This window comes from Blautia acetica (assembly GCF_038739805.1).
Taxonomy (GTDB): domain Bacteria; phylum Bacillota; class Clostridia; order Lachnospirales; family Lachnospiraceae; genus Blautia.
In genome coordinates, this window is record NZ_JBBEWO010000022.1 from 37,554 (window position 1) to 57,954 (window position 20,401).

18 protein-coding genes and 2 tRNA genes are annotated in these 20,401 nt (G+C 46.3%); 17 read left to right on the plus strand and 3 right to left on the minus strand.

All coding sequences use genetic code 11. The features are described from left to right. The first annotated feature begins 44 nt into the window (after window positions 1–44). The 3 genes from WBS51_RS13035 to galE all read left to right on the plus strand — a co-directional run bounded on the left by WBS51_RS13035 (window position 45) and on the right by galE (window position 3,199). Complete coding sequence (locus WBS51_RS13035) at window positions 45–971, plus strand: nucleotidyltransferase family protein (protein ID WP_173748958.1); 927 nt, start codon at window positions 45–47, stop codon at window positions 969–971. Window positions 972–974: 3 nt separating this feature from the next. Then, window positions 975–2,072: a phosphotransferase enzyme family protein gene (locus WBS51_RS13040; protein WP_173748959.1), complete on the plus strand. Its 1,098-nt coding sequence runs from the start codon at window positions 975–977 to the stop codon at window positions 2,070–2,072. A 110-nt stretch (window positions 2,073–2,182) separates the two neighbouring features. Further along, a complete protein-coding gene (galE, locus tag WBS51_RS13045) occupies window positions 2,183–3,199 on the plus strand; it encodes a UDP-glucose 4-epimerase GalE (protein WP_173748960.1) in 1,017 nt (338 codons plus the stop codon). A gap of 87 nt (window positions 3,200–3,286) precedes the next feature. On the opposite strand, the gene WBS51_RS13050 is transcribed toward galE, so the two are convergent. After that, window positions 3,287–4,762, minus strand: a complete 1,476-nt coding sequence (locus tag WBS51_RS13050) for a DUF1846 domain-containing protein (protein WP_173748961.1) — start codon at window positions 4,760–4,762, stop codon at window positions 3,287–3,289. A gap of 229 nt (window positions 4,763–4,991) precedes the next feature. On the opposite strand from WBS51_RS13050, the gene ftsH reads away from it, so the two are divergent. The 4 genes from ftsH (at window position 4,992) to WBS51_RS13070 (ending at window position 10,891) form a co-directional block, all read left to right on the plus strand. Beyond that, the gene (ftsH, locus tag WBS51_RS13055) at window positions 4,992–6,962 is read left to right on the plus strand and encodes an ATP-dependent zinc metalloprotease FtsH (RefSeq protein WP_294461465.1); all 1,971 of its coding nucleotides are present in this window, start codon (window positions 4,992–4,994) and stop codon (window positions 6,960–6,962) included. 93 nt (window positions 6,963–7,055) lie between these two features. Further along, the gene (gene uvrC / locus WBS51_RS13060; protein ID WP_173748963.1) at window positions 7,056–8,990 is read left to right on the plus strand and encodes an excinuclease ABC subunit UvrC; all 1,935 of its coding nucleotides are present in this window, start codon (window positions 7,056–7,058) and stop codon (window positions 8,988–8,990) included. A 19-nt stretch (window positions 8,991–9,009) separates the two neighbouring features. Then, complete coding sequence (hprK, locus tag WBS51_RS13065) at window positions 9,010–9,957, plus strand: HPr(Ser) kinase/phosphatase (protein WP_173748964.1); 948 nt, start codon at window positions 9,010–9,012, stop codon at window positions 9,955–9,957. Beyond that, window positions 9,950–10,891 (plus strand): ROK family glucokinase, encoded by a 942-nt coding sequence (locus tag WBS51_RS13070; RefSeq protein WP_173748965.1) that lies wholly within the window; start codon window positions 9,950–9,952, stop codon window positions 10,889–10,891. Before hprK ends, WBS51_RS13070 begins: the two co-directional genes overlap by 8 nt. Window positions 10,892–10,961: 70 nt before the next feature. Here the strand turns inward: WBS51_RS13070 and WBS51_RS13075 are convergent, their stop codons facing one another. Continuing rightward, window positions 10,962–13,553 carry a transglycosylase domain-containing protein gene (locus WBS51_RS13075; RefSeq protein ID WP_294461471.1) on the minus strand — a complete coding sequence of 864 codons (2,592 nt, stop codon included), beginning with the start codon at window positions 13,551–13,553 and terminating at the stop codon, window positions 10,962–10,964. Between the two features lie 171 nt (window positions 13,554–13,724). On the opposite strand from WBS51_RS13075, the gene WBS51_RS13080 reads away from it, so the two are divergent. Then, a complete protein-coding gene (locus tag WBS51_RS13080) occupies window positions 13,725–14,381 on the plus strand; it encodes a YigZ family protein (protein WP_173748967.1) in 657 nt (218 codons plus the stop codon). Here the strand turns inward: WBS51_RS13080 and WBS51_RS13085 are convergent. Beyond that, window positions 14,378–14,896: a peptidylprolyl isomerase gene (locus WBS51_RS13085; protein ID WP_173748968.1), complete on the minus strand. Its 519-nt coding sequence runs from the start codon at window positions 14,894–14,896 to the stop codon at window positions 14,378–14,380. The genes WBS51_RS13080 and WBS51_RS13085 overlap by 4 nt on opposite strands. A 150-nt stretch (window positions 14,897–15,046) precedes the next feature. Between WBS51_RS13085 and tsaE the strand changes: the two genes are divergently transcribed. The 9 genes from tsaE to WBS51_RS13130 all read left to right on the plus strand — a co-directional run bounded on the left by tsaE (window position 15,047) and on the right by WBS51_RS13130 (window position 20,005). Then, window positions 15,047–15,481, plus strand: coding sequence for a tRNA (adenosine(37)-N6)-threonylcarbamoyltransferase complex ATPase subunit type 1 TsaE (gene tsaE / locus WBS51_RS13090; RefSeq protein ID WP_173748969.1), 435 nt, complete (start codon window positions 15,047–15,049; stop codon window positions 15,479–15,481). Further along, window positions 15,478–16,197 carry a tRNA (adenosine(37)-N6)-threonylcarbamoyltransferase complex dimerization subunit type 1 TsaB gene (gene tsaB / locus WBS51_RS13095; protein ID WP_291683522.1) on the plus strand — a complete coding sequence of 240 codons (720 nt, stop codon included), beginning with the start codon at window positions 15,478–15,480 and terminating at the stop codon, window positions 16,195–16,197. The genes tsaE and tsaB overlap by 4 nt, the downstream gene beginning before the upstream one ends. Window positions 16,198–16,207: 10 nt before the next feature. Beyond that, a complete protein-coding gene (rimI, locus tag WBS51_RS13100; RefSeq protein ID WP_264293465.1) occupies window positions 16,208–16,624 on the plus strand; it encodes a ribosomal protein S18-alanine N-acetyltransferase in 417 nt (138 codons plus the stop codon). 112 nt (window positions 16,625–16,736) lie between these two features. Further along, window positions 16,737–16,985, plus strand: a complete 249-nt coding sequence (locus WBS51_RS13105; protein ID WP_173748972.1) for a hypothetical protein — start codon at window positions 16,737–16,739, stop codon at window positions 16,983–16,985. Between the two features lie 67 nt (window positions 16,986–17,052). Beyond that, entirely contained in the window at window positions 17,053–17,982 is a 930-nt protein-coding gene (locus WBS51_RS13110) for a ribonuclease Z (protein WP_294461482.1), read from the plus strand. After that, window positions 17,979–19,004 (plus strand): tRNA (adenosine(37)-N6)-threonylcarbamoyltransferase complex transferase subunit TsaD, encoded by a 1,026-nt coding sequence (gene tsaD, locus WBS51_RS13115; protein WP_173748974.1) that lies wholly within the window; start codon window positions 17,979–17,981, stop codon window positions 19,002–19,004. Before WBS51_RS13110 ends, tsaD begins: the two co-directional genes overlap by 4 nt. Before the next feature lie 18 nt (window positions 19,005–19,022). Then, window positions 19,023–19,715: a 2-C-methyl-D-erythritol 4-phosphate cytidylyltransferase gene (gene ispD, locus WBS51_RS13120; RefSeq protein WP_291683523.1), complete on the plus strand. Its 693-nt coding sequence runs from the start codon at window positions 19,023–19,025 to the stop codon at window positions 19,713–19,715. 65 nt (window positions 19,716–19,780) lie between these two features. Then, a tRNA-Ser gene (locus tag WBS51_RS13125) sits at window positions 19,781–19,866 on the plus strand. 50 nt (window positions 19,867–19,916) lie between these two features. Beyond that, a tRNA-Ser gene (locus WBS51_RS13130) sits at window positions 19,917–20,005 on the plus strand. Window positions 20,006–20,401: the final 396 nt, after the last annotated feature.

Here is a 20,401-nt window from a genome sequence, read left to right on the forward strand (position 1 = left end):
ATAACTTAAAACGAAGTATGGTTGAGAGAAAAGGAGAAGGTAAGATGAAAAAACCAGTTTTAGTAGTTATGGCAGCAGGTATGGGAAGCCGTTACGGCGGTTTGAAGCAGATTGACCCGGTGGATAAACAGGGACACATTATTATGGACTTTTCTATTTACGATGCAGTAAAGGCAGGGTTTGAAAAGGTTGTCTTTATTATTAAGAGAGAAAACGAAGCAGATTTTAAGGCTGCCATTGGGGACAGAATGAGCAAAGTTATTGAGGTGGAATATGTATTTCAGGATTTGCACAATCTTCCGGAAGGATATGAAGTACCGGAAGGACGTGTGAAACCATGGGGAACGGGACATGCGATTTTGAGCTGTCTGGGTACCGTAGACGCACCGTTTGCCGTTATCAATGCAGATGACTACTATGGAAGCCATGCATTCCAGATGATTTATGATTATCTCACATCTCACGAGGATGATGAAAAATACCGCTATACCATGGTAGGCTATGTGCTGGAGAATACACTGACAGAAAACGGACACGTTGCAAGAGGTGTCTGTGTGACAGATGAAAACGGTTATCTGCAGGAAATCAACGAGAGAACCCATATCGAAAAGAGAGGAGACGAAACGGCTTATACAGAGGATGACGGAGCAACCTGGACCGTGATTCCGGAAGGCAGCATTGTATCCATGAATATGTGGGGATTTTCACAGAGTATTCTGAAAGAGCTGAAAGACCGTTTCGCAAAATTCCTGGATGAGAATCTGGAAGGGAATCCAATGAAGTGCGAATACTTCCTTCCTTTTGTGGTAGATGAACTTTTAGGGGAAGACAAGGCTACCGTACAGGTTCTGAAATCTCTGGATAAATGGTACGGGGTAACTTATAAAGAAGATAAACCAGTGGTGGTTGCGGCTATTCAGGCTTTGAAAGACAGCGGTTTATATCCGGAAAAACTGTGGGAGGAAAAATAGAAAATGGCAGAAATTAAAAAAGAAGTAATTGAGAATTTTCAGTTTGAGGGGGAATACACAGAAGGAATTCCTTACGGAAGCGGTCATATCAATGATACTTTCCGAGTGACTTTTCAGCATAAGGGAGAAACGAAACGATATATTCTGCAGCGCATGAACAATCAGATTTTTCTGAATCCGGAAGAACTCATGGAAAACGTTGTGGGGGTAACTTCCTGGCTGAGAAAGAAAATTGTGGAAAACGGGGGAGAACCGGAGAGAGAAACCTTGAATTTAGTGCCTGCAAAAGACGGCAAGGCTTTTTATAAAGACAGCGAAGGGGAATATTGGAGAGTGTACCTTTTCATTGAAGGGGCTAAGACGTATGACTTGGTGGAGAATCAGGAAGATTTCTACCAGAGCGCGGTGGCTTTCGGCAGATTCCAGGGACTCCTGGCAGACTATCCGGCAGAAACCCTTCATGAAACCATTCAGGATTTCCACAATACCGTAAAACGTCTGGATACTTTTAAGAAAGCAGTAGAAGCAGATGGGTGCGGCAGAGCAGCACAGGTGCAGGAAGAGATTCAGTTTGTGCTGGACAGAGAAGCACTGGCGCACAAGCTCTGTGATATGCAGGCAGAGGGAAAACTGCCGCTGCGTGTTACTCATAATGATACAAAGCTGAACAACATTATGATTGATGATGAAACAAGAAAAGCAATCTGTGTGATTGACTTGGATACCGTTATGCCGGGGCTGTCAGTGAATGACTTTGGTGATTCTATCCGTTTCGGCGCCAGCACAGGAGCAGAGGACGAACCGGATTTATCTAAGGTTTCCTGCAGTATGGAATTGTTTGAACTTTACACGAAAGGTTTCGTAGAGGGATGCAAAGGCAGTCTGACAGAGGAAGAACTGGATATGCTTCCGGTAGGAGCCATGACGATGACCTATGAGTGCGGCATGCGTTTCCTTACAGATTATCTGGAGGGCGACCATTATTTTAAGATACACAGAGAAGGTCACAATCTGGATCGCTGCAGAACGCAGTTTAAGCTGGTGAAGGATATGGAGGAAAAATGGAATCAGATGAATGAAATTGTAAACAAATACAGATAGTTTGCAAGGTATACTTGAATTTTCCAATGGAAAGTGGTAGCATAGAAACAAACATAGAAAATGTTTTGTAACATGAAAAATAGTTGATTTCTCAAAGGAGGAATAAAAAGATGGCAATTTTAGTAACAGGCGGAGCCGGATATATCGGCAGCCATACCGTAGTGGAACTTCAGAGTGCAGGATATGATGTAGTGGTTCTGGATAATCTTTCCAACTCCAGCGAAAAATCTCTGGAACGAGTGGAAAAAATCACAGGGAAACCTGTAAAATTTTATAAAGCAGATATTTTAGACAGAGAGGCTTTGAATGAAGTCTTTGAAAAAGAATCCATTGATTCCTGTATTCATTTTGCAGGCCTAAAAGCAGTAGGAGAGTCTGTTCAAAAGCCCTGGGAATATTATGAAAACAATATTGCAGGCACTCTGACTCTGGTGGATGTCATGAGAAAGCACAATGTGAAGAACATCATCTTCTCTTCTTCTGCAACGGTATACGGTGACCCGGCTTTTGTTCCTATTACAGAGGAATGCCCAAAAGGCACCTGCACCAATCCATACGGCTGGACAAAATCCATGCTGGAACAGGTTTTGACAGATATTCAGAAAGCAGACCCGGAATGGAATGTGGTTATTTTAAGATACTTCAACCCCATCGGTGCACATAAGAGCGGTACCATTGGAGAGAATCCAAACGGTATTCCAAATAACTTAATGCCATATATCACACAGGTGGCTGTAGGAAAATTAAAAGAATTGGGTGTATTCGGAAATGATTACGACACACATGACGGAACCGGTGTGAGAGATTATATCCATGTGGTGGATTTAGCCAAAGGCCATGTAAAGGCTTTAAAGAAGATTGAAGACAAATCCGGACTGTCTGTTTACAACCTGGGAACAGGTAAGGGATACAGCGTACTGGATATTGTGAAAAACTTTGAAGAAGCTACAGGCGTGAAGATTCCATATGTGATAAAACCGCGCCGTGCAGGCGATATTGCAACCTGCTATTCCAGTGCAGAAAAAGCGTACAAAGAACTGGGATGGAAAGCTGAAAACGGAATTAAAGAAATGTGTGAGGACTCCTGGAGATGGCAGTCTAACAATCCAAACGGATACGACGAATAAAAATAAGCCTATGGAAAGCCCCGTAAGAGAAGCAAAAGATTTGCTTTTCTTGCGGGGCTTTTTGTGGGGCGCCTGGCGGCGCAGGGTTTAATAAATTTTCTTGTGTTCGTATACAGGTTCAGAAGTAAGCTGCACGCCCAGTTTTTTGAAGACTTTCTTGTCCACAGAAGACAGCATGACAGAGGAATGTACCTGGCAGCCTTTCAGCTTTGGAAGCTGTTCCAGAGCCAATTTAGCCACGTCGCTGGTGGCAGCAGTACTGGACAGGGCAATGAGTACCTCGTCGGTATGCAGTCTTGGGTTTTTACTTCCCAGATAATCGATTTTCAGCTTCTGAATCGGTTCAATGGCTGTTGGGGAAAGCACATGCAGGTTGTGAGGAATCTGTGCCAGTTCCTTTAAGGTGTTCAGAAGGAGTGCAGCGGAAGCGCCCAAAAGGTCAGAAGTTTTTCCGGTGAGAATTCTTCCGTCCTCCAGCTCAATGGCAGCAGCCGGAGCCCCGGTTTTTTCCGCACGTTCTAAAGCAGCAGTGGTAACACGGCGGTTTTCAGTAGAAATGCCCGCCTGTTTCATCAGCAGTTCCAGCTTGAAGACTTCTTCCTCTGTGTTGGATTCCTCCAGACGGCCTTCCAATGCCTGGTAGTATCTGCGGATGATTTCCTGTCTGGAAGCCTCTCTGCAGGCTTCATCGTCAATGATACAGTTTCCTGCCATATTGACACCCATGTCTGTAGGAGACTGGTACGGGCATTTTCCGAAAATTCGCTCAAAAATAGCGCTGAGTACCGGGAAAATTTCCACGTCACGGTTGTAGTTTACTGTGGTTTCCCCGTAGGCTTCCAGATGGAAGGGGTCAATCATATTGACGTCGTTTAAGTCCGCGGTAGCTGCTTCGTATGCCAGGTTGACCGGATGTTTCAGAGGAATGTTCCAGATAGGGAAGGTTTCAAATTTTGCATAGCCTGCGTGGATACCACGTTTGTGTTCATGGTAGAGCTGGGAAAGGCAGGTAGCCATTTTGCCGCTTCCCGGTCCCGGTGCGGTTATAACAACCAGAGGACGGGAGGTTTCAATATATTCGTTCTTGCCGTAGCCTTCGTCGCTGACAATGAAAGGAATGTTGCTTGGATAACCGGCAATGGGATAATGCAGATATACACGGATTCCCAGGTTTTCCAGCTTGGTTTTAAAAGCCATGGCGCCGGCCTGACCGGAAAATTGTGTGATGACAACGCTGCCTACGAAAAAGCCTCTGTCCTTAAAGGCATCCATTAAGCGCAGCACGTCAAGGTCATAGGTAATCCCCAAATCCCCTCTGACTTTATTTTTCTCTATATCGCCGGCACTGATAACGATGACGATTTCCGCATGGTCAGAAAGCTGTTCCAGCATTTTCAGCTTGCTGTCCGGGGCGAATCCCGGCAGAACCCTGGAAGCGTGGTAGTCGTCGAAAAGTTTGCCTCCGAACTCCAGATACAGCTTGTTATCGAACTGACTGATACGTTCTTTGATATGTTCGGACTGCATGGATAAATATTTGTCATTATCAAATCCTATTTTCATCTTTAAGTGCCCCTTTTTCTTTGAATTTATTAAAAAACGCGTAAAGTTATCGTGTACTGCGTTAGTATACTACAATTATACGGGAAAATTCCAGTGTAAACGACAAAAATCTTTTATTTTGTGTAAATTTACAAAAGTTTAATAAATGTGTACAGTTTTTCATAATCTTATTGTTGATTTATAATCTCGTAATCCTTATAATAAAGAAGATAACGTGAGGAGGAAAGAAATGGAGCAAAATCAGAATAAAGGTCCGAAGGATGACGGGCCTAAGAATAAACAGTCATTGCTGGTAGTGGTGATTTGCCTGATGATGGGACTTATCGTAGTAAATCTTTTTAGTATCCTGACAAAAAATCATACCAATCAAATTAACTACAGCGAGTTCATTGAAAAGGTGAACGATGGTGAGGTCAAAGAAGTTGTGATAAAATCCGACACACTGGAAATCACCTTGAAAGAACAGAAAATTATGGGACAGCCGGTGAAGGTATATACAACGATGTCTGAAAGCCTGGACGAGCTGACAAAGCGTCTGGAAAAGGCGGATGTGACCTTTGGCAGAGAACAGCCAAGTCCGGTTGCGGAGGTGATTCTCAGCCTTTTAGGCATGGTGATTCCTATTGTCGTCATGATTTTTCTGCTGAGTTTCATGTTTAAACGTATGAACGGCGGCAGCGGCATTATGGGCGGCGTGGGAAAAAGCAAAGCCAAAGCCTATGTGCAGAAAGAAACCGGCATTACTTTTAAAGATGTGGCGGGACAGGACGAGGCCAAGGAATCCCTCCAGGAAGTGGTGGATTTCCTGCACAATCCAGGGAAGTATACAGCCATTGGCGCGAAACTTCCAAAGGGCGCGCTGTTAGTGGGACCTCCGGGAACCGGTAAAACGCTTCTGGCGAAAGCCGTGGCAGGCGAGGCTCATGTGCCTTTCTTTTCCCTGTCCGGTTCGGATTTCGTGGAGATGTTTGTAGGTGTGGGTGCGTCCCGTGTCCGGGATTTGTTTGAAGAGGCAAAGAAAAATGCACCCTGTATTATTTTTATCGACGAGGTAGACGCTATTGGTAAGAGCCGTGATTCCCGTTACGGCGGCAATGACGAGAGGGAGCAGACACTGAATCAGTTGTTGGCTGAGATGGACGGTTTTGATACCTCAAAAGGACTTCTCATTCTGGCGGCTACCAACCGTCCGGAGGTTCTGGACCCGGCGCTTCTGCGTCCGGGACGTTTTGACCGCCGCGTCATTGTGGACCGTCCGGATTTAAAGGGTCGTGTGAGTATTTTAAAAGTACACGCAAAAAATGTGTCTCTGGATGAGACCGTGGATTTGGAGGGCATTGCTCTGGCAACCTCCGGCGCAGTGGGTTCGGATTTGGCAAACATGATGAATGAGGCGGCTATTTTAGCAGTTAAGAACGGAAGAAGCGCTGTTTCCCAGAAAGATTTGCTGGAAGCAGTGGAAGTCGTTTTGGTGGGTAAAGAGAAGAAAGACAGGATTCTGAGCACAGAGGAGAGGAAAATTGTTTCCTATCACGAAGTGGGACATGCGCTGGTCAGCGCTCTGCAGAAGGATTCTGAGCCGGTGCAGAAGATTACCATTGTACCGAGAACCATGGGTGCTCTGGGCTATGTGATGCATGTACCGGAGGAAGAGAAATTCCTAAATACCAGAAAAGAACTGGAAGCCATGCTGGTAGGATACCTGGGCGGACGGGCAGCAGAGGAGATTGTCTTTGATACGGTCACCACGGGCGCAGCCAACGATATTGAACAGGCTACCAAGGTGGCCAGAGCCATGATTACCCAGTACGGTATGTCAGACCGCTTTGGACTTATGGGACTGGCGGAAACCCAGAATCAGTATCTGGACGGAAAAGCCATGTTAAACTGCGGCGATTCCACAGCCACAGAGATTGACCATGAAGTTATGAAACTCCTGAAAAAATCTTATGATGAGGCCAAGAGGCTGCTCAGTGAGAACAGGGATGTGATGGACAAGATTGCAGAGTTTCTGATTCAGAAGGAAACCATTACGGGAAAAGAGTTTATGAAGATTTTCCATGAGGCCAAGGGGATTCAGGAACCGGAGGTCAAGGGCAGAATCGAAGAAAAAACGGTGGAAACAGAAGCACCGATGCAGCTTCCTGGGACACATACAGATGCAGACGAAAATCAGAATTCGGAAGCGGTAGAAATATAAGAGATGAGCTGCCGCATTAAGTAATATCGGGAAGAAGTACAGACATTCCTGATTGCTGCTTAATGCGGCAGCTTTTTTCAGAAAGGAGAGCATATGTTTCATATAGAGGAAGAACTGAAAAAGCTGCCGTCGCTGCCGGGAGTTTACATGATGCATGACCGACATGATACGATTATCTATGTGGGAAAGGCCATCAGCCTGAAAAACAGGGTGCGGCAGTATTTTCAGAAAAGCCGCAATCTGGGAATTAAGAAAGAACAGATGGTGGAACAGATAGAGCGATTTGAATACATTGTGACAGATTCGGAGCTGGAAGCCCTGGTGCTGGAATCCAATCTGATTAAAGAGCACAAGCCAAAGTACAACACCATGCTGAAGGACGACAAGAATTATCCATTTATTAAGGTGACGGTAGGAGAAACATTCCCCAGAATTATGACAGCCAGAAGCATGAAAAAGGACAAATCCAAATATTTTGGCCCTTATACCAGTGCCGGGGCGGTGAAGGATGTCATTGAACTGACCAGAAAGCTGTATCATCTTCGGACCTGCACCCGCAATCTTCCCAGGGATGTGGGAAAAGAGAGGCCCTGTCTTTATTACCATATCAAGCAGTGCCAGGCTCCTTGTCAGGGCTATATTTCCAAAGAGGAGTACCGGAAGCAGGTAGACAGTCTTCTGGACTTTCTGGGAGGAAATCACAAATCTGTTTTGAAGGAACTGGAGGAGAAAATGCTGCAGGCTTCCGGAGAGATGAAATTTGAAGAAGCCGCACAGTACCGGGATTTGATGCAGAGTGTGGAAAAAATTGGTGAACGGCAGAAAATTACAGACCATCCGGGAGAGGATAAAGATATTATTGCAGCTGCCATGGAAAACGATGACGCGGTGGTGCAGGTGTTCTTTGTCCGGGACGGAAAACTCATCGGTCGTGACCATTTTTATATGAAGACAGCGCCGGGGGAGAATCGCAGAGGGATTTTGTCCAGCTTTTTGAAACAGTTTTATGCGGGGACTCCTTTTATTCCCAGAGAAATTATGCTGCAGGAGGAAATTGAGGACCGGGAACTTTTAGAAGAATGGCTGGAGAGCCGCAAAGGCAGGAAAGTCCGCATTACCGTGCCAAAAAAAGGAACCAAGGAAAAACTGGTGGAACTGGCTTACCAGAATGCAAAGTTGGTGCTCAGGCAGGATAAGGAACGAATACAGCGGGAAGAGGGAAGAACGATTGGGGCGGTCAAAGAGATTGCGCAGCTGTTAAATATGAGGGGCATCAACCGGATAGAGGCTTTTGATATTTCCAACATCAGCGGTTTTCAGTCCGTGGGCTCCATGGTGGTTTACGAGAAGGGAAAACCCAAGCGCAGTGATTATCGGAAGTTCCGGATTCAGTCCGTGGAAGGTCCCAATGATTATGCCAGCATGGAAGAGGTGCTGACCCGGCGGTTTGTCCACGGCATGAACGAGCAGGAGGAGCGGCAGCGTGAAAATTCGGGAAATGTGTATGGCAGTTTTACCAGGTTCCCGGATTTGATTATGATGGACGGCGGAAGAGGACAGGTAAACATAGCCCTGTCTGTGCTGGACAAACTGCAGCTTTCCATTCCTGTATGCGGTATGGTAAAGGACGACAAGCACCGCACCAGAGGACTGTATTTCCAAAATGAAGAAATTCCCATTGATAGAGACAGCGAGGGCTTTAAGCTGATTACCCGGATTCAGGACGAGGCTCACCGGTTTGCCATTGAGTACCACCGTTCCCTGCGCAGCAAGGGGCAGGTCCATTCTCTTCTGGATGATATTCCAGGTATCGGGCCTGCCAGAAGAAAGGCGCTGATGAAGCGTTTTAAAGGTCTGGAGGGGCTTCGGGAGGCTTCCGTAGAGGAATTGTCCCAGGTGGAATCCATGAACGAAAAAGCAGCCCGGCAGGTATACGAATTTTTACACCGGCGGAGGGAAGAAAGCGCCAGTCCGTTGTTGAACTTGCAAAGTCCATATGATAAAATAAGAAAAGAACCAAAAGACTGACACAGAAGGAGATTATGACATGACAGGTGTAGAATTAAATAAAATGATACAGGAATTAAACCTGTATAATAAAACACCGGAAATCGATACATCGGGCAAGCGTATCAACACACCGGAAATTAACCGTCCGGCTTTGCAGCTGACCGGGTATCTGGAACACTTTGAAAATGAACGTGTGCAGATTATCGGTTATGTGGAATACACATACCTGCTTCATTTGGAAAAAAAGGAAAAGCTGAGGGCTTTTGAACGGTTTGTTGCCAGCAAGATTCCCTGTGTGGTTTTTACAACCATGACAGAGCCGGATGAGGATATGCTGGGGCTTGCCTGCAAATATCAGGTTCCGGTGCTGGTGACACAAAAAACCACCTCTGCATTCATGGCAGAGCTTATTCGCTGGCTGGGAGTACAGCTTGCCCCTTGCATTTCCATTCACGGGGTGCTGGTGGACGTATACGGGGAAGGCGTTCTGATTATGGGCGAAAGCGGTATCGGTAAGAGCGAAGCGGCTCTGGAGCTGATTAAGAGGGGGCATCGTCTTGTCAGCGACGACGTGGTGGAACTGCGCCGTGTCAGCGATGTTACGCTGGTAGGGTCTGCTCCGGACATCACCCGTCACTTTATCGAACTGCGAGGTATTGGCATTATTGACGTGAAGACCCTGTTTGGTGTGGAAAGTGTAAAGGATACCCAGTCCATTGATTTGGTTATCAAACTGGAAGAGTGGAACCGGGATAAAGAATATGACCGCCTGGGCATGGAAGAAGAATATACGGAATTTCTGGGCAATAAGATTGTGTGTCATTCTCTGCCTATCCGTCCGGGACGAAACCTGGCAGTCATTGTAGAATCTGCCGCAGTCAACCACAGACAGAAAAAGATGGGCTATAATGCCGCACAGGAACTGTACCGCCGCGTACAGGAAAATATGGCGAAAAAGAGGGAAGAAGGAGAAGAAAATGAGTAAGTATTGCTTTGGGATTGATGTAGGAGGAACCAGTGTAAAATGCGCTTTGTTTTCAGCAGAAGGAACCATTGAGGAAAAATGGGAAATTCCCACACGGACAGAGCAGGAGGGAGTAAAGATTCTTCCTGATATTGCGGAAGCTATTTTGAAAAAAATGGAAGAAAAAGAAATTACCAGAGAAGAGGCCGTTGGCATAGGTATCGGACTTCCGGGTCCTATTGAAGAAAATGGGGAAATTGCCTGTGCGGTTAACCTGCACTGGGGAAGAAAAAATGTGGAAAAAGAACTGGAAGAGCTGACCGGTATGCCGGTAAAAGCCGGAAATGATGCCAACGTAGCGGCTTTGGGAGAAATGTGGAAGGGCGGCGGAAAAGGCGCAAAGAACCTGATTCTGGCAACCCTGGGCACTGGCGTAGGCGGCGGAATCATTATCAATGAGAAAATCGTTACAGGCGCTCATGGCGCAGGCGGAGAAATCGGACATGCCATGATAAATCCGGCAGAGGAAAAAGCCTGCAACTGCGGCAACAAAGGTTGTCTGGAGCAGTATGCTTCCGCTACGGGAATTGCTTCTCTGGCCCGAAAAGCCCTGGGAAAGACAGAAAAGGAATCTCTGCTGCGGAGCAAGAGTCATGTGACTGCAAAAGATGTTTTTGACGCCTATAAGGAAAAGGATGCTCTGGCGCAGGAGATTGTGGATGAGTTTGCAGAGTATCTGGGCAGAGCGCTGGCTGTTTTTGCCTGTGTGGCAGACCCGGATGTTATCGTTTTGGGCGGCGGCGTGTCTAAAGCAGGACAGGTGCTGGTGGACTGTGTGGAGAAATATTATCAGAAATATGCATTTTCTGCATGCAAGGCAACGCCTATTAAACTGGCAACTCTGGGAAATGATGCGGGAATCTGCGGAGCAGCTAAATTGATTTTGAGCAGATAAAAGCAAAGAAAATAGAAGAAGACTGCATAAACGGTATGTGCATTCGTTTATGCAGTCTTTTTTTGCTGTTTTATTCTGTTGGCGTTTCAGCCGGAGGCGTTTCCTGTGGAGTTTCCGGCTGCTGTGTATCTGTACCTCCGTCTGTCGGAGGCGTTTCCGTTGGCGTCTGGTTGTCTGCCGGAGGAGTTTCCGGCTGTGTCTGTTCCGGTTCGGTTACAGGATTGTCCGGTGTTGGCGTTTCCGTGGTTGTATCATTTTCTTCGGATCCGGATTCCGAACTGCTTTCGGAACTGTAGCTGCGGCGGTAATGACCGGAGCAGTATTTTTTCGGAAGCTGTTCTGTGTCAAAGAGTTCTGTCACAGAGCTGCAGCTTGAGGTTGCCAGCAGTCCTGTTTCGGTACAGATAGATGCCTTCTCCACGGTGGAGGGCATTTTGAAGTCTGTTTCCGGCAAATCCGCGTGAATACGCTGCATGATTTTCTTCCACAGGGTCTGCTGATAAGTACGGGCTGTTCCCTGAGGAAGCACGGTATTGTCATCATATCCGGCCCATACAGAGCAAGTGTAGTATGGAGTAAATCCTGAGAACCACAGGTTTTTGTAGTTATCTGTGGTACCGGTCTTTCCGGCTACCGGCATGTTGCTAAGCTGCAGTCTGGTACCTGTACCTTGATTTACAACGTCTTCCAGGGCGCTGGTCAGCAGATAAGCGGTGCTTGGCTTGATAACCGTAGTTTTTTCCGGTGTATTGTCAATGACCACGTTTCCGTCAGAATCCAGAATCTTGGTATAAAACACAGGTTTAATATAAGTTCCGTTGTTTGCAATGGCTGCGTAAGCTGCTGTCAGTTCCAGATTGCTGACACCCTGGGTAATACCACCAAGGGCAGTAGGCAGATTTTCGTCGGTATAATAGTCTCCGCTGCCTTCCGGAATTTCTTTCGGCTCGTCCAGGATGCTGGTGAAACCGAATTTTTTCAGATATTCCACGCTGACCTTTGGAGTGATTTTTTCCATAGCCAGTACAGCGGGAATGTTGTAGGATTTCATGATGGCTGTCCGCATAGAAACAGTTCCGTGATACTGGTGGTCATAGTTGTAAAGGGGCTGTCCGTTGGCATAGGTATAAGGCTCGTCCTCGAAAGTTGTTGCCAGTGTCATACCGCCTTCGTTTAAGGCTGCTGCATAAACGGCCAGCGGTTTAAAGGTAGAACCAGGCTGCCGCAGTGTGTTGGTGGCACGGTTTAAGGTAAGGCTGGAGGATTTCTCTCCCCGCCCGCCTACAATGGCCTTTACATAACCGGTGTGCTGGTCAATAATGGTAATAGAGGACTGAGGCTGAGGCGTCAGATGCATGGTTTCACTGACTACTTCGCTTCCGTCTGCCAGAATGGATGCTTTATAGGTATCCACATGGGCCTGTGCGCTTTCTGCGCTGTCGAAAAGCAGCGTGAAATTGGAATCTTCATTTTGGATGAAGTATTCCTTCAGCATTTCTTTACTGTAATTTTCCTGTTCCCCATTGGGGTGTTTCACCGTAAGGGCATAGTCCAGAGTTACCTGGCTGCCTGCCGGGAAATTGTCAGGATTTTCATATTCTTCATCACAAATCTGCTGAATGGATGGGTCCTGTGTGGTATAGATACGCAGGCCGCCGCTGTAAAGGGCCGTGTAAGCCTGGGCTTCTGTATAGCCCCGCTGTTCCTGCAAATCCCGTACCACCTGTTCGGTGAGTTCATCAATGAAATAACTGTATGTTTTATCTGTTTCTTCCTGTGTCTGTTCTACATTCTGAATCCGCTCATAGACGTTGTCGGCCAGACATTCGTCATACTGTGCTTTGGTGATGTATTCCTGCTCCAGCATGTGGTCCAGAACATCTTTTCTTCTCTGAGCATTTTTCTCAGGATATACTACCGGATTGAACTTGGTGGGGTTCTGACTGATTCCGGCAATGACCGTACATTCGGAAAGTGTCAAATCACTGACATTCTTGCCGAAATAACCCTGTGCGGCAGCCTGTACACCGTAGTTTCCGTTTCCGAGGTTGATGGTATTCAGATAATTTTCCAGAATAACGTTTTTGTCTTTTACCTGTTTTTCCAGCTGAATGGCCAGATACTGTTCCTGGAATTTACGCTTGAAGCGCTGTATCACGGACTCGTTGGTCCAGCCTGTGAAAACATTGTTTTTCAAAAGCTGCTGGGTAATGGTACTGGCGCCTTCTGTAAAGTGTCCGCCGTTGGCAATACCTTTAATCCCGGCGCGGAGAATGCCTCGTATATCAATACCATTGTGTTCATAGAAACGTTCGTCTTCAATAGCCACCACCGCATGCTGTAAATCCAGTGGAATCTGGTCAATAGTGACCGGCATTCGGTTGGAGTTGGGGGCGGTGAGTTTCTGAAGCTGGTTTCCGTTTGCGTCGTAGACAAAGGTAGCTTCGCCTACAGGGACAATGTTGACTTCTGAAATATCAGGTGCATTGTCTATGAGTCCTTTCAATGCGCCGATGCCCACACTGCCGCCTATGAACAGCAGGGCTATCAAAGAGATGAAAATGACACGCAGAAAAGAAACGTTTGCTTTTTTTCCCATCATGGTAGAATGGGAGGACAAATCATTTCGCTTCTTATTTACGGCACGTTTTCCAAAATTCATGTAGTTTGCCTCCTTTTCCCGTCCATTATAACAAATGGCTGAACCTAATTCAAGAAACTTTGGCTTTGTGCAGGGGAATTTCATTTTTTATTCATAAATGTTCCCTGTATGGCGGAAAGTATGCTAAAATACAAAGAAATAAAGATAGAGAAATCAGAAATGAGGAAATTTATGCTGGAACAATATAAAACCGTTTATCAGGGAGGCACAGGAGAAATCGTGGAAAAGAAATCCCGGTTTATTGCCACCGTGCGTCCGGTCAAAACAGAAGAAGAAGCTATGCTGTTTATAGAGGAAATGAAAAAGAAATACTGGGATGCCAGACACAACTGTTCCGCCTGGGTGATTGGAGAGCGCCGAGAGTCTATGCGCTGCAGTGACGACGGAGAACCCCAGGGAACTGCAGGAAAGCCTATGTTGGACGTGCTTCTGGGAGAGGAACTGTACAATACCGCTGTGGTGGTGACCCGGTATTTCGGCGGCACGCTTCTTGGCACAGGCGGTCTGGTGCGGGCTTATTCCAAGGCAGTACAGGAGGGACTGGCAGCCAGTCGGGTGATTACAAAGCGCCACGGCATTCTTACGGAGGTGGGAACGGATTATAACGGTGTGGGAAAACTGCAGTATCTGTTTGCACAGAGTGACATTCCTATTATGGATTCTGTTTATGCCGAAGATGTGAGGCTGCAGGTACTTGTCCCGGCAGCAGAGGCAGAGAGGGTAAAAAAAGCTGTGACAGAAGCAACCAGTGCACGGGCCTCTGTCACAGAAGTAAAAGAACTGTATTTTGCTGTTTCAGATGGAGAATATCTTCTGTTTGATGATTAGCATTTCTCCGGTTCCGGATAGTCTGCACCGAAGGTTTCTACAGTCATGGAAGCGATTTCCTGCTTCTCCAGGGGACGGTCGCTGTAGTCTGTGCGTGTTTCCGCAATTTTATTTACTACGTCCATGCCTTCGATGACTTTTCCGAATGCAGCGTAAGCACCGTCCAGGTGCGGAGAAGTTTCGTGCATAATGAAGAACTGGCTGCCTGCGGAATCCGGGTGCATGGCTCTTGCCATGGACAGAACGCCTGGTGTGTGTGCCAGATTGTTTTCAAAGTGGTTCTGTGCGAATTCTCCTTTGATGGAATAGCCGGGACCGCCCATGCCTGTGCCGTCCGGGCAGCCGCCCTGAATCATAAAGCCGCGGATAACTCTGTGGAAAATCAGACCGTCATAGAATCCGCTTTTCACCAGACCGATAAAGTTATTTACTGTATTTGGGGCGATTTCAGGATATAATTCTGCTTTCATTACATCGCCGTTTGCCATTGTAATGGTTACAACTGGATTTGCCATAGTAAAATCTCCTTTTGTTTTGTCTATATTGTTATGTCCAACATTATAAGCGGAAAAAATAAAAGGTGCAAGCCACAATTTTGTATGCTATACTGAAACAGGCAAATGGAACCAGAAAGAAAGCAAGTAAGAAGTAAAAGAGGATTATCCATGATAATAGAAACAAACAGTGCAAAGGAAACGTTCCTGCTGGGAGAAAAGCTTGGCAGACAGGCTGCGGCAGGACAGATTTATACATTAAACGGAGACCTGGGAGTGGGAAAGACGGTGTTCACCCAGGGCGTGGCAGCAGGGCTTGGCATTGCGGAACCAGTCAACAGCCCTACTTTTACCATTATACAGGAATACGAGGGCGGAAGGCTGCCGTTTTATCACTTTGATGTATACCGTATCGGAGATATTGAAGAGATGGAAGAAATCGGCTATGATGATTATTTCTTCGGAGAGGGCGTCTGTCTCATTGAATGGGCAGAGCTTATCGAAGAACTTCTGCCGGAAAATATCATTTCCATTACCATAGAAAAAAATCCGGAGAAGGGATTTGACTACCGGAAAATTACCATAGAAGGAGTGGAGACATTATGAAAATACTGGCGCTTGACAGTTCCGGGCTGGTGGCCTCTGTGGCCCTTGTGGAGGACGACATACTGGTTGCGGAATATACCATGAATTACAAGAAAACACATTCCCAGACGTTATTGCCCATGTTGGATGAAATTAAGAAGGCAGTCAATCTGGATTTGGAGAGTATCGATGCCATTGCCGTGGCAGCAGGACCGGGTTCTTTTACCGGACTTCGCATTGGCTCTGCAACGGCCAAAGGACTGGGACTGGCTTTGCAGAAACCTTTAATCGGTGTGCCTACAGTGGAGGCGCTGGCTTATAATCTCTACGGCACAGACCGGGATACGGTTATCTGTCCTATGATGGACGCCAGAAGAAAGCAGGTTTATACAGGGATTTATACCTTTGAGGACCATCAGCTGAAAACCATACAGGACCAGGACGCCCTTCCTATGGACGAACTTCTGGAAAAAGTAAATGCATTGGGAAAAAACGTAATCTTTCTGGGAGACGGCGTACCGGTTTTTAAAGAATTGATTCAGGAAAAGTGTCAGGTTTCTTACAGTTTTGCGCCTGCTCATTTAAACCGCCAGAGAGCCGGGGCTGTGGCTGCTCTTGGCGCTGTGTATTTTGCCCGGGGAAAGACTGAAACAGCGGCAGAACATCAGCCGGACTATCTGCGGGTATCCCAGGCGGAAAGGGAAAGGGCGGAACGCCTGGCAAAAGAACATGCCTGAAATTCGGGAAATGACAGAAAAAGAGGTGCAGGAGATTGCTGCCATGGAGGCGGAGAATTTTTCCAAACCCTGGAGTGAAAAAAGCTTTCTGGATGCGGTAAAAGATTCCCATGCCCTGTATCTGACTGCGTGGGAGGACGGGAAGCCAGCAGGCTATGCCGGTATGTGGATTGCTCTGGACGAAGGCGAAATCACCAATGTATGTGTAAAGCAGGAATACCGGGGAAGGAAAATCGGAACGGCTCTTTTAGCTGCCCTGGAACAGAGGGGAAAGGAGAGAGGGGTTGCCTCTTTCTTTCTGGAAGTGAGAGAGAGCAACGAAAAAGCCATTGGATTGTACGAAAAGGCAGGATTTGCCAGAATGGGTATACGAAAAAATTTCTATGAAGCGCCCGTGGAGAACGCAGCGGTGATGTGTAAAAGATAGCAAATCTGCTATCTTTTTCTAAGTTTACAGCTATTTCCCACTGGGATTTTACAGCCGGATTCGCTATACTCTTTTTGTAACCTCAAAACGTTTCACACTTTGGAGGACAAGAATGAAAAAATATACAAAACAGATGGAAGCACAGTTTCTGGAAGTTTACTGCAACTGCTGTGGAAGACAGCTGCGGACACAGAAGGACATGATTTTGGAAGGGGCTTTCCCCGGTCATGTACAGTGGGGCTATTTCTCAGAAAAAGACGGAGAAGTTCATGATTTTGATTTGTGTGAAAGCTGTTACGATAAATGGATTGGCTCTTTTCGGATTCCGGTAGAAGTGAAAAGGGAAAATGAGTTGTTGTAGCACAAAAAAATGTGTGCTATGATAAGAAACAGACAGAAACGAAACCGATAGAAACGAGGAAGATAGAATGTTGGATGTATGCCTGCTGGGTACAGGCGGTATGATGCCTCTGCCCAGAAGAAAATTAACATCTTTGATGACAAGATATAACGGAAGCAATCTGATGATTGACTGCGGAGAAGGAACACAGGTGGCTGTAAAGGAAAAAGGCTGGAGTTTTAAGCCCATTGATGTAATCTGTTTTACGCATTATCATGCGGACCACATCAGCGGACTGCCGGGACTTTTGCTGACCATGGGAAATGCAGAACGGACGGAACCGCTGACCCTGATTGGTCCTAAGGGGCTGGTGCGGGTAGTGTCTGCCCTGCGTGTCATTGCGCCGGAGCTTCCTTTTGAAATTCAGTGTATAGAGCTGACAAAGCCGGAGGAAACTTTTGTGCTGAATGGTTATCACATTACTGCATTTCGGGTGAATCACAATGTCACTTGTTACGGATACAGTCTGGAAATCAAAAGAAGCGGTAAATTTGACCCGGCCAGAGCAAAGGAGCAGAACATTCCTTTAAAATGCTGGAATCCTCTGCAGAAAGGAGAAACCGTAACCTTTGATGGTGTGACTTATACGCCGGATATGGTTCTGGGAGCTGAGAGAAAGGGAATCAAGCTGACTTACACTACAGATACCCGTCCGGTGCCTTCTATTGCAGAACATGCAGCAGGTTCAGATTTGTTTATTTGTGAAGGTATGTATGGAGAGCAGGACAAGGAGCAGAAAGCAAAAGCTTATAAACATATGACCTTCCAGGAGGCAGCAGGTCTGGCAAAAGAAGCCCGGGTAAAGCAGATGTGGCTGACCCATTACAGTCCCTCTCTGGTGCGGCCGGAGGAGGCTCTGGAGGAAGCGGCAAAGGTATTTCCAAACACCATTGCGGCAAGGGACAGACAGTCTGTGGAATTACAGTTTGAAGACGGTGAAGGAGATAAAAAGCAATGAAAAAGGAAGACGTACTGATTCTGGCAATCGAAAGTTCCTGTGATGAAACCGCAGCCTCTGTTATCAAGAACGGACGCACGGTGTTATCAAATATTATTTCTTCTCAGATTGATTTGCATAAATTATATGGAGGCGTTGTACCGGAAATTGCCTCCAGAAAACATATCGAAAAGATTAACCAGGTTATTGAAGAAGCTTTGAAAGAGGCAGGCGTTACCCTGGATGATTTAGATGCCATTGGCGTGACTTACGGGCCTGGGCTTGTAGGCGCCCTTTTAGTAGGAGTAGCAGAAGCCAAAGCTATCAGCTTTGCAAAAGACCTTCCTTTGGTAGGAGTGCATCATATAGAGGGACATATTTCTGCCAATTATATCGAAAATCCGGATTTGGAGCCACCGTTTTTATGTCTGGTAGTATCCGGAGGACATACGCATCTAGTCATTGTAAAAGATTATGGAAAATTTGAAATCCTGGGACGCACCAGAGATGATGCAGCGGGAGAAGCTTTTGATAAAGTGGCCCGCGCCATTGGTCTTGGATATCCGGGAGGACCGAAAATCGACCGCTTATCCAAAGAGGGAAACCCCTATGCCATGAATTTTCCAAAGGCAAAAGTAGAGGACGCACCCTATGATTTCAGCTTTAGCGGAGTGAAATCTGCAGTTTTGAACCATATTAATAAATGCAAAATGCAGGGAATCCCTGTGGTAGAGGCTGACGTTGCCGCGTCTTTCCAGCGCTGCGTAGTCGAAGTATTGGTAGAGCATGCCATTGCGGCAGCAAAAGACTATCACATTGATAAGCTGGCTATTGCGGGAGGGGTTGCCTCCAATCAGACTCTGCGGACGGCTATGCAGCAGGCCTGTGAGAAGAACCATATTCAGTTTTATCATCCCTCCCCTATTTTCTGCACGGATAATGCGGCCATGATAGGAGTGGCGGCTTATTATGAATACCAGAAGGGGACAAGACACGGCTGGGATTTGAATGCTGTGCCGAACCTGAAACTGGGAGAACGGTAGAGAAAGGCGGGAGAGCAGATGAAGTGTACAGCCATTGTTCTGGCAGCCGGCCAGGGGAAGCGCATGAACAGCAACATACAGAAGCAGTTTTTGATGATAAAAGGGAAACCTGTACTTTACTACAGCCTTGCGGTTTTTGAGCAGAGTCCGGAAATAGAAGAAATTGTCCTTGTTACGGGAAAGGATTGTATAGAATACTGTAAAAAGGAAATCATAGACTTATACGGGTTTCAAAAGGTGAAAAAGATTGCTGCGGGAGGACGGGAAAGGTATGATTCCGTATATGCGGGACTTTGCGCCTGTGAAGACTGTGATTATGTATTTATTCACGATGGGGCCAGACCCTTTGTTACAGAAGCAATGATAAAGAGGACCAAAGAGGCCGTGGAAAAATACGGTGCCTGTATTGCGGGTATGCCTTCCAAAGACACGGTGAAGCTGGCAGATGAAAACGGAATGGTGGCCAATACTCCGAAGAGAAGTCAGGTATGGACAATCCAGACTCCTCAGGTTTTTTCTTATTCCCTTATTCGGGAAGCACATGAAAAAGCGAGACAGTATGATATGAAAGAAATTACAGATGATTCCATGCTGGTAGAGCGGTATGGAAAGGTTCCGGTTTGTCTTGTAGAAGGGGCTTATGAAAACCTGAAAATCACCACACCGGAGGATATTCTGGTGGCTGAAAAAATTCTTGAAAAAAATTCTTGAAAAGTCTTGACATATCCTGTCAATACATGGTAATATACTACCTGTCGCTGACAAAGCGAGGGTACGGAGAGATATCGAAGTGGTCATAACGAGGCGGTCTTGAAAACCGTTTGTCCGCAAGGGCGCGTGGGTTCGAATCCCACTCTCTCCGCTCGGGAGTTACTTCCGAAAAAAAGAGAATATAAATTCTAAACAGGCTATGGAGAAATACCCAAGAGGCTGAAGGGGCTCCCCTGGAAAGGGAGTAGGTCGTTAATAGCGGCGCGAGGGTTCAAATCCCTCTTTCTCCGCTGACAGCTCTGCTGTCACAAAAAAAGTTTAAAAAAATTGTTGACAAGCGACTGAAGATATGATAATCTATAAAAGTTGCTGTGAGCGACAGAGAAACTTTGAAAGGCGACTTCGGTCGATGAAAAGTTTAAAAAAGTTCTTGACAAAGCGATACAGATGTGATAATCTGGTATGGCTGTCGAAAAAAGAACAGCTCAGCCAAATGGCTGAAAAAACTTTTTGAAAAAGTTCTTGACAAGCTGAAAGAGATATGATAGAATATCAAAGCTGTCAAAACGACAGGAACCTTGATAACTGAACAGTAGAACACATGAATCGAAAATTCTTTTACATTTTATTCTTAGGTTCAACGAACCAAAACAGTAAAAGGGATAGATAGCCAAGTAGTTATCTTG

Bases quoted from the DNA above. Each gene is read 5' to 3' on its own strand.
- WBS51_RS13085 (WP_173748968.1), bottom strand. From the start codon at position 14,896: ATGGCAAATCCAGTTGTAACCATTACAATGGCAAACGGCGATGTAATG.
- WBS51_RS13105 (WP_173748972.1), top strand. From the start codon at position 16,737: ATGAAAAAATATACAAAACAGATGGAAGCACAGTTTCTGGAAGTTTAC.
- WBS51_RS13040 (WP_173748959.1), top strand. From the start codon at position 975: ATGGCAGAAATTAAAAAAGAAGTAATTGAGAATTTTCAGTTTGAGGGG.
- WBS51_RS13110 (WP_294461482.1), top strand. From the start codon at position 17,053: ATGTTGGATGTATGCCTGCTGGGTACAGGCGGTATGATGCCTCTGCCC.
- tsaB (WP_291683522.1), top strand. From the start codon at position 15,478: ATGAAAATACTGGCGCTTGACAGTTCCGGGCTGGTGGCCTCTGTGGCC.
- uvrC (WP_173748963.1), top strand. From the start codon at position 7,056: ATGTTTCATATAGAGGAAGAACTGAAAAAGCTGCCGTCGCTGCCGGGA.
- tsaD (WP_173748974.1), top strand. From the start codon at position 17,979: ATGAAAAAGGAAGACGTACTGATTCTGGCAATCGAAAGTTCCTGTGAT.
- WBS51_RS13075 (WP_294461471.1), bottom strand. From the start codon at position 13,553: ATGAATTTTGGAAAACGTGCCGTAAATAAGAAGCGAAATGATTTGTCC.
- WBS51_RS13070 (WP_173748965.1), top strand. From the start codon at position 9,950: ATGAGTAAGTATTGCTTTGGGATTGATGTAGGAGGAACCAGTGTAAAA.
- hprK (WP_173748964.1), top strand. From the start codon at position 9,010: ATGACAGGTGTAGAATTAAATAAAATGATACAGGAATTAAACCTGTAT.
- tsaE (WP_173748969.1), top strand. From the start codon at position 15,047: ATGATAATAGAAACAAACAGTGCAAAGGAAACGTTCCTGCTGGGAGAA.
- WBS51_RS13035 (WP_173748958.1), top strand. From the start codon at position 45: ATGAAAAAACCAGTTTTAGTAGTTATGGCAGCAGGTATGGGAAGCCGT.
- WBS51_RS13080 (WP_173748967.1), top strand. From the start codon at position 13,725: ATGCTGGAACAATATAAAACCGTTTATCAGGGAGGCACAGGAGAAATC.
- rimI (WP_264293465.1), top strand. From the start codon at position 16,208: ATGACAGAAAAAGAGGTGCAGGAGATTGCTGCCATGGAGGCGGAGAAT.
- galE (WP_173748960.1), top strand. From the start codon at position 2,183: ATGGCAATTTTAGTAACAGGCGGAGCCGGATATATCGGCAGCCATACC.
- ispD (WP_291683523.1), top strand. From the start codon at position 19,023: ATGAAGTGTACAGCCATTGTTCTGGCAGCCGGCCAGGGGAAGCGCATG.
- ftsH (WP_294461465.1), top strand. From the start codon at position 4,992: ATGGAGCAAAATCAGAATAAAGGTCCGAAGGATGACGGGCCTAAGAAT.
- WBS51_RS13050 (WP_173748961.1), bottom strand. From the start codon at position 4,762: ATGAAAATAGGATTTGATAATGACAAATATTTATCCATGCAGTCCGAA.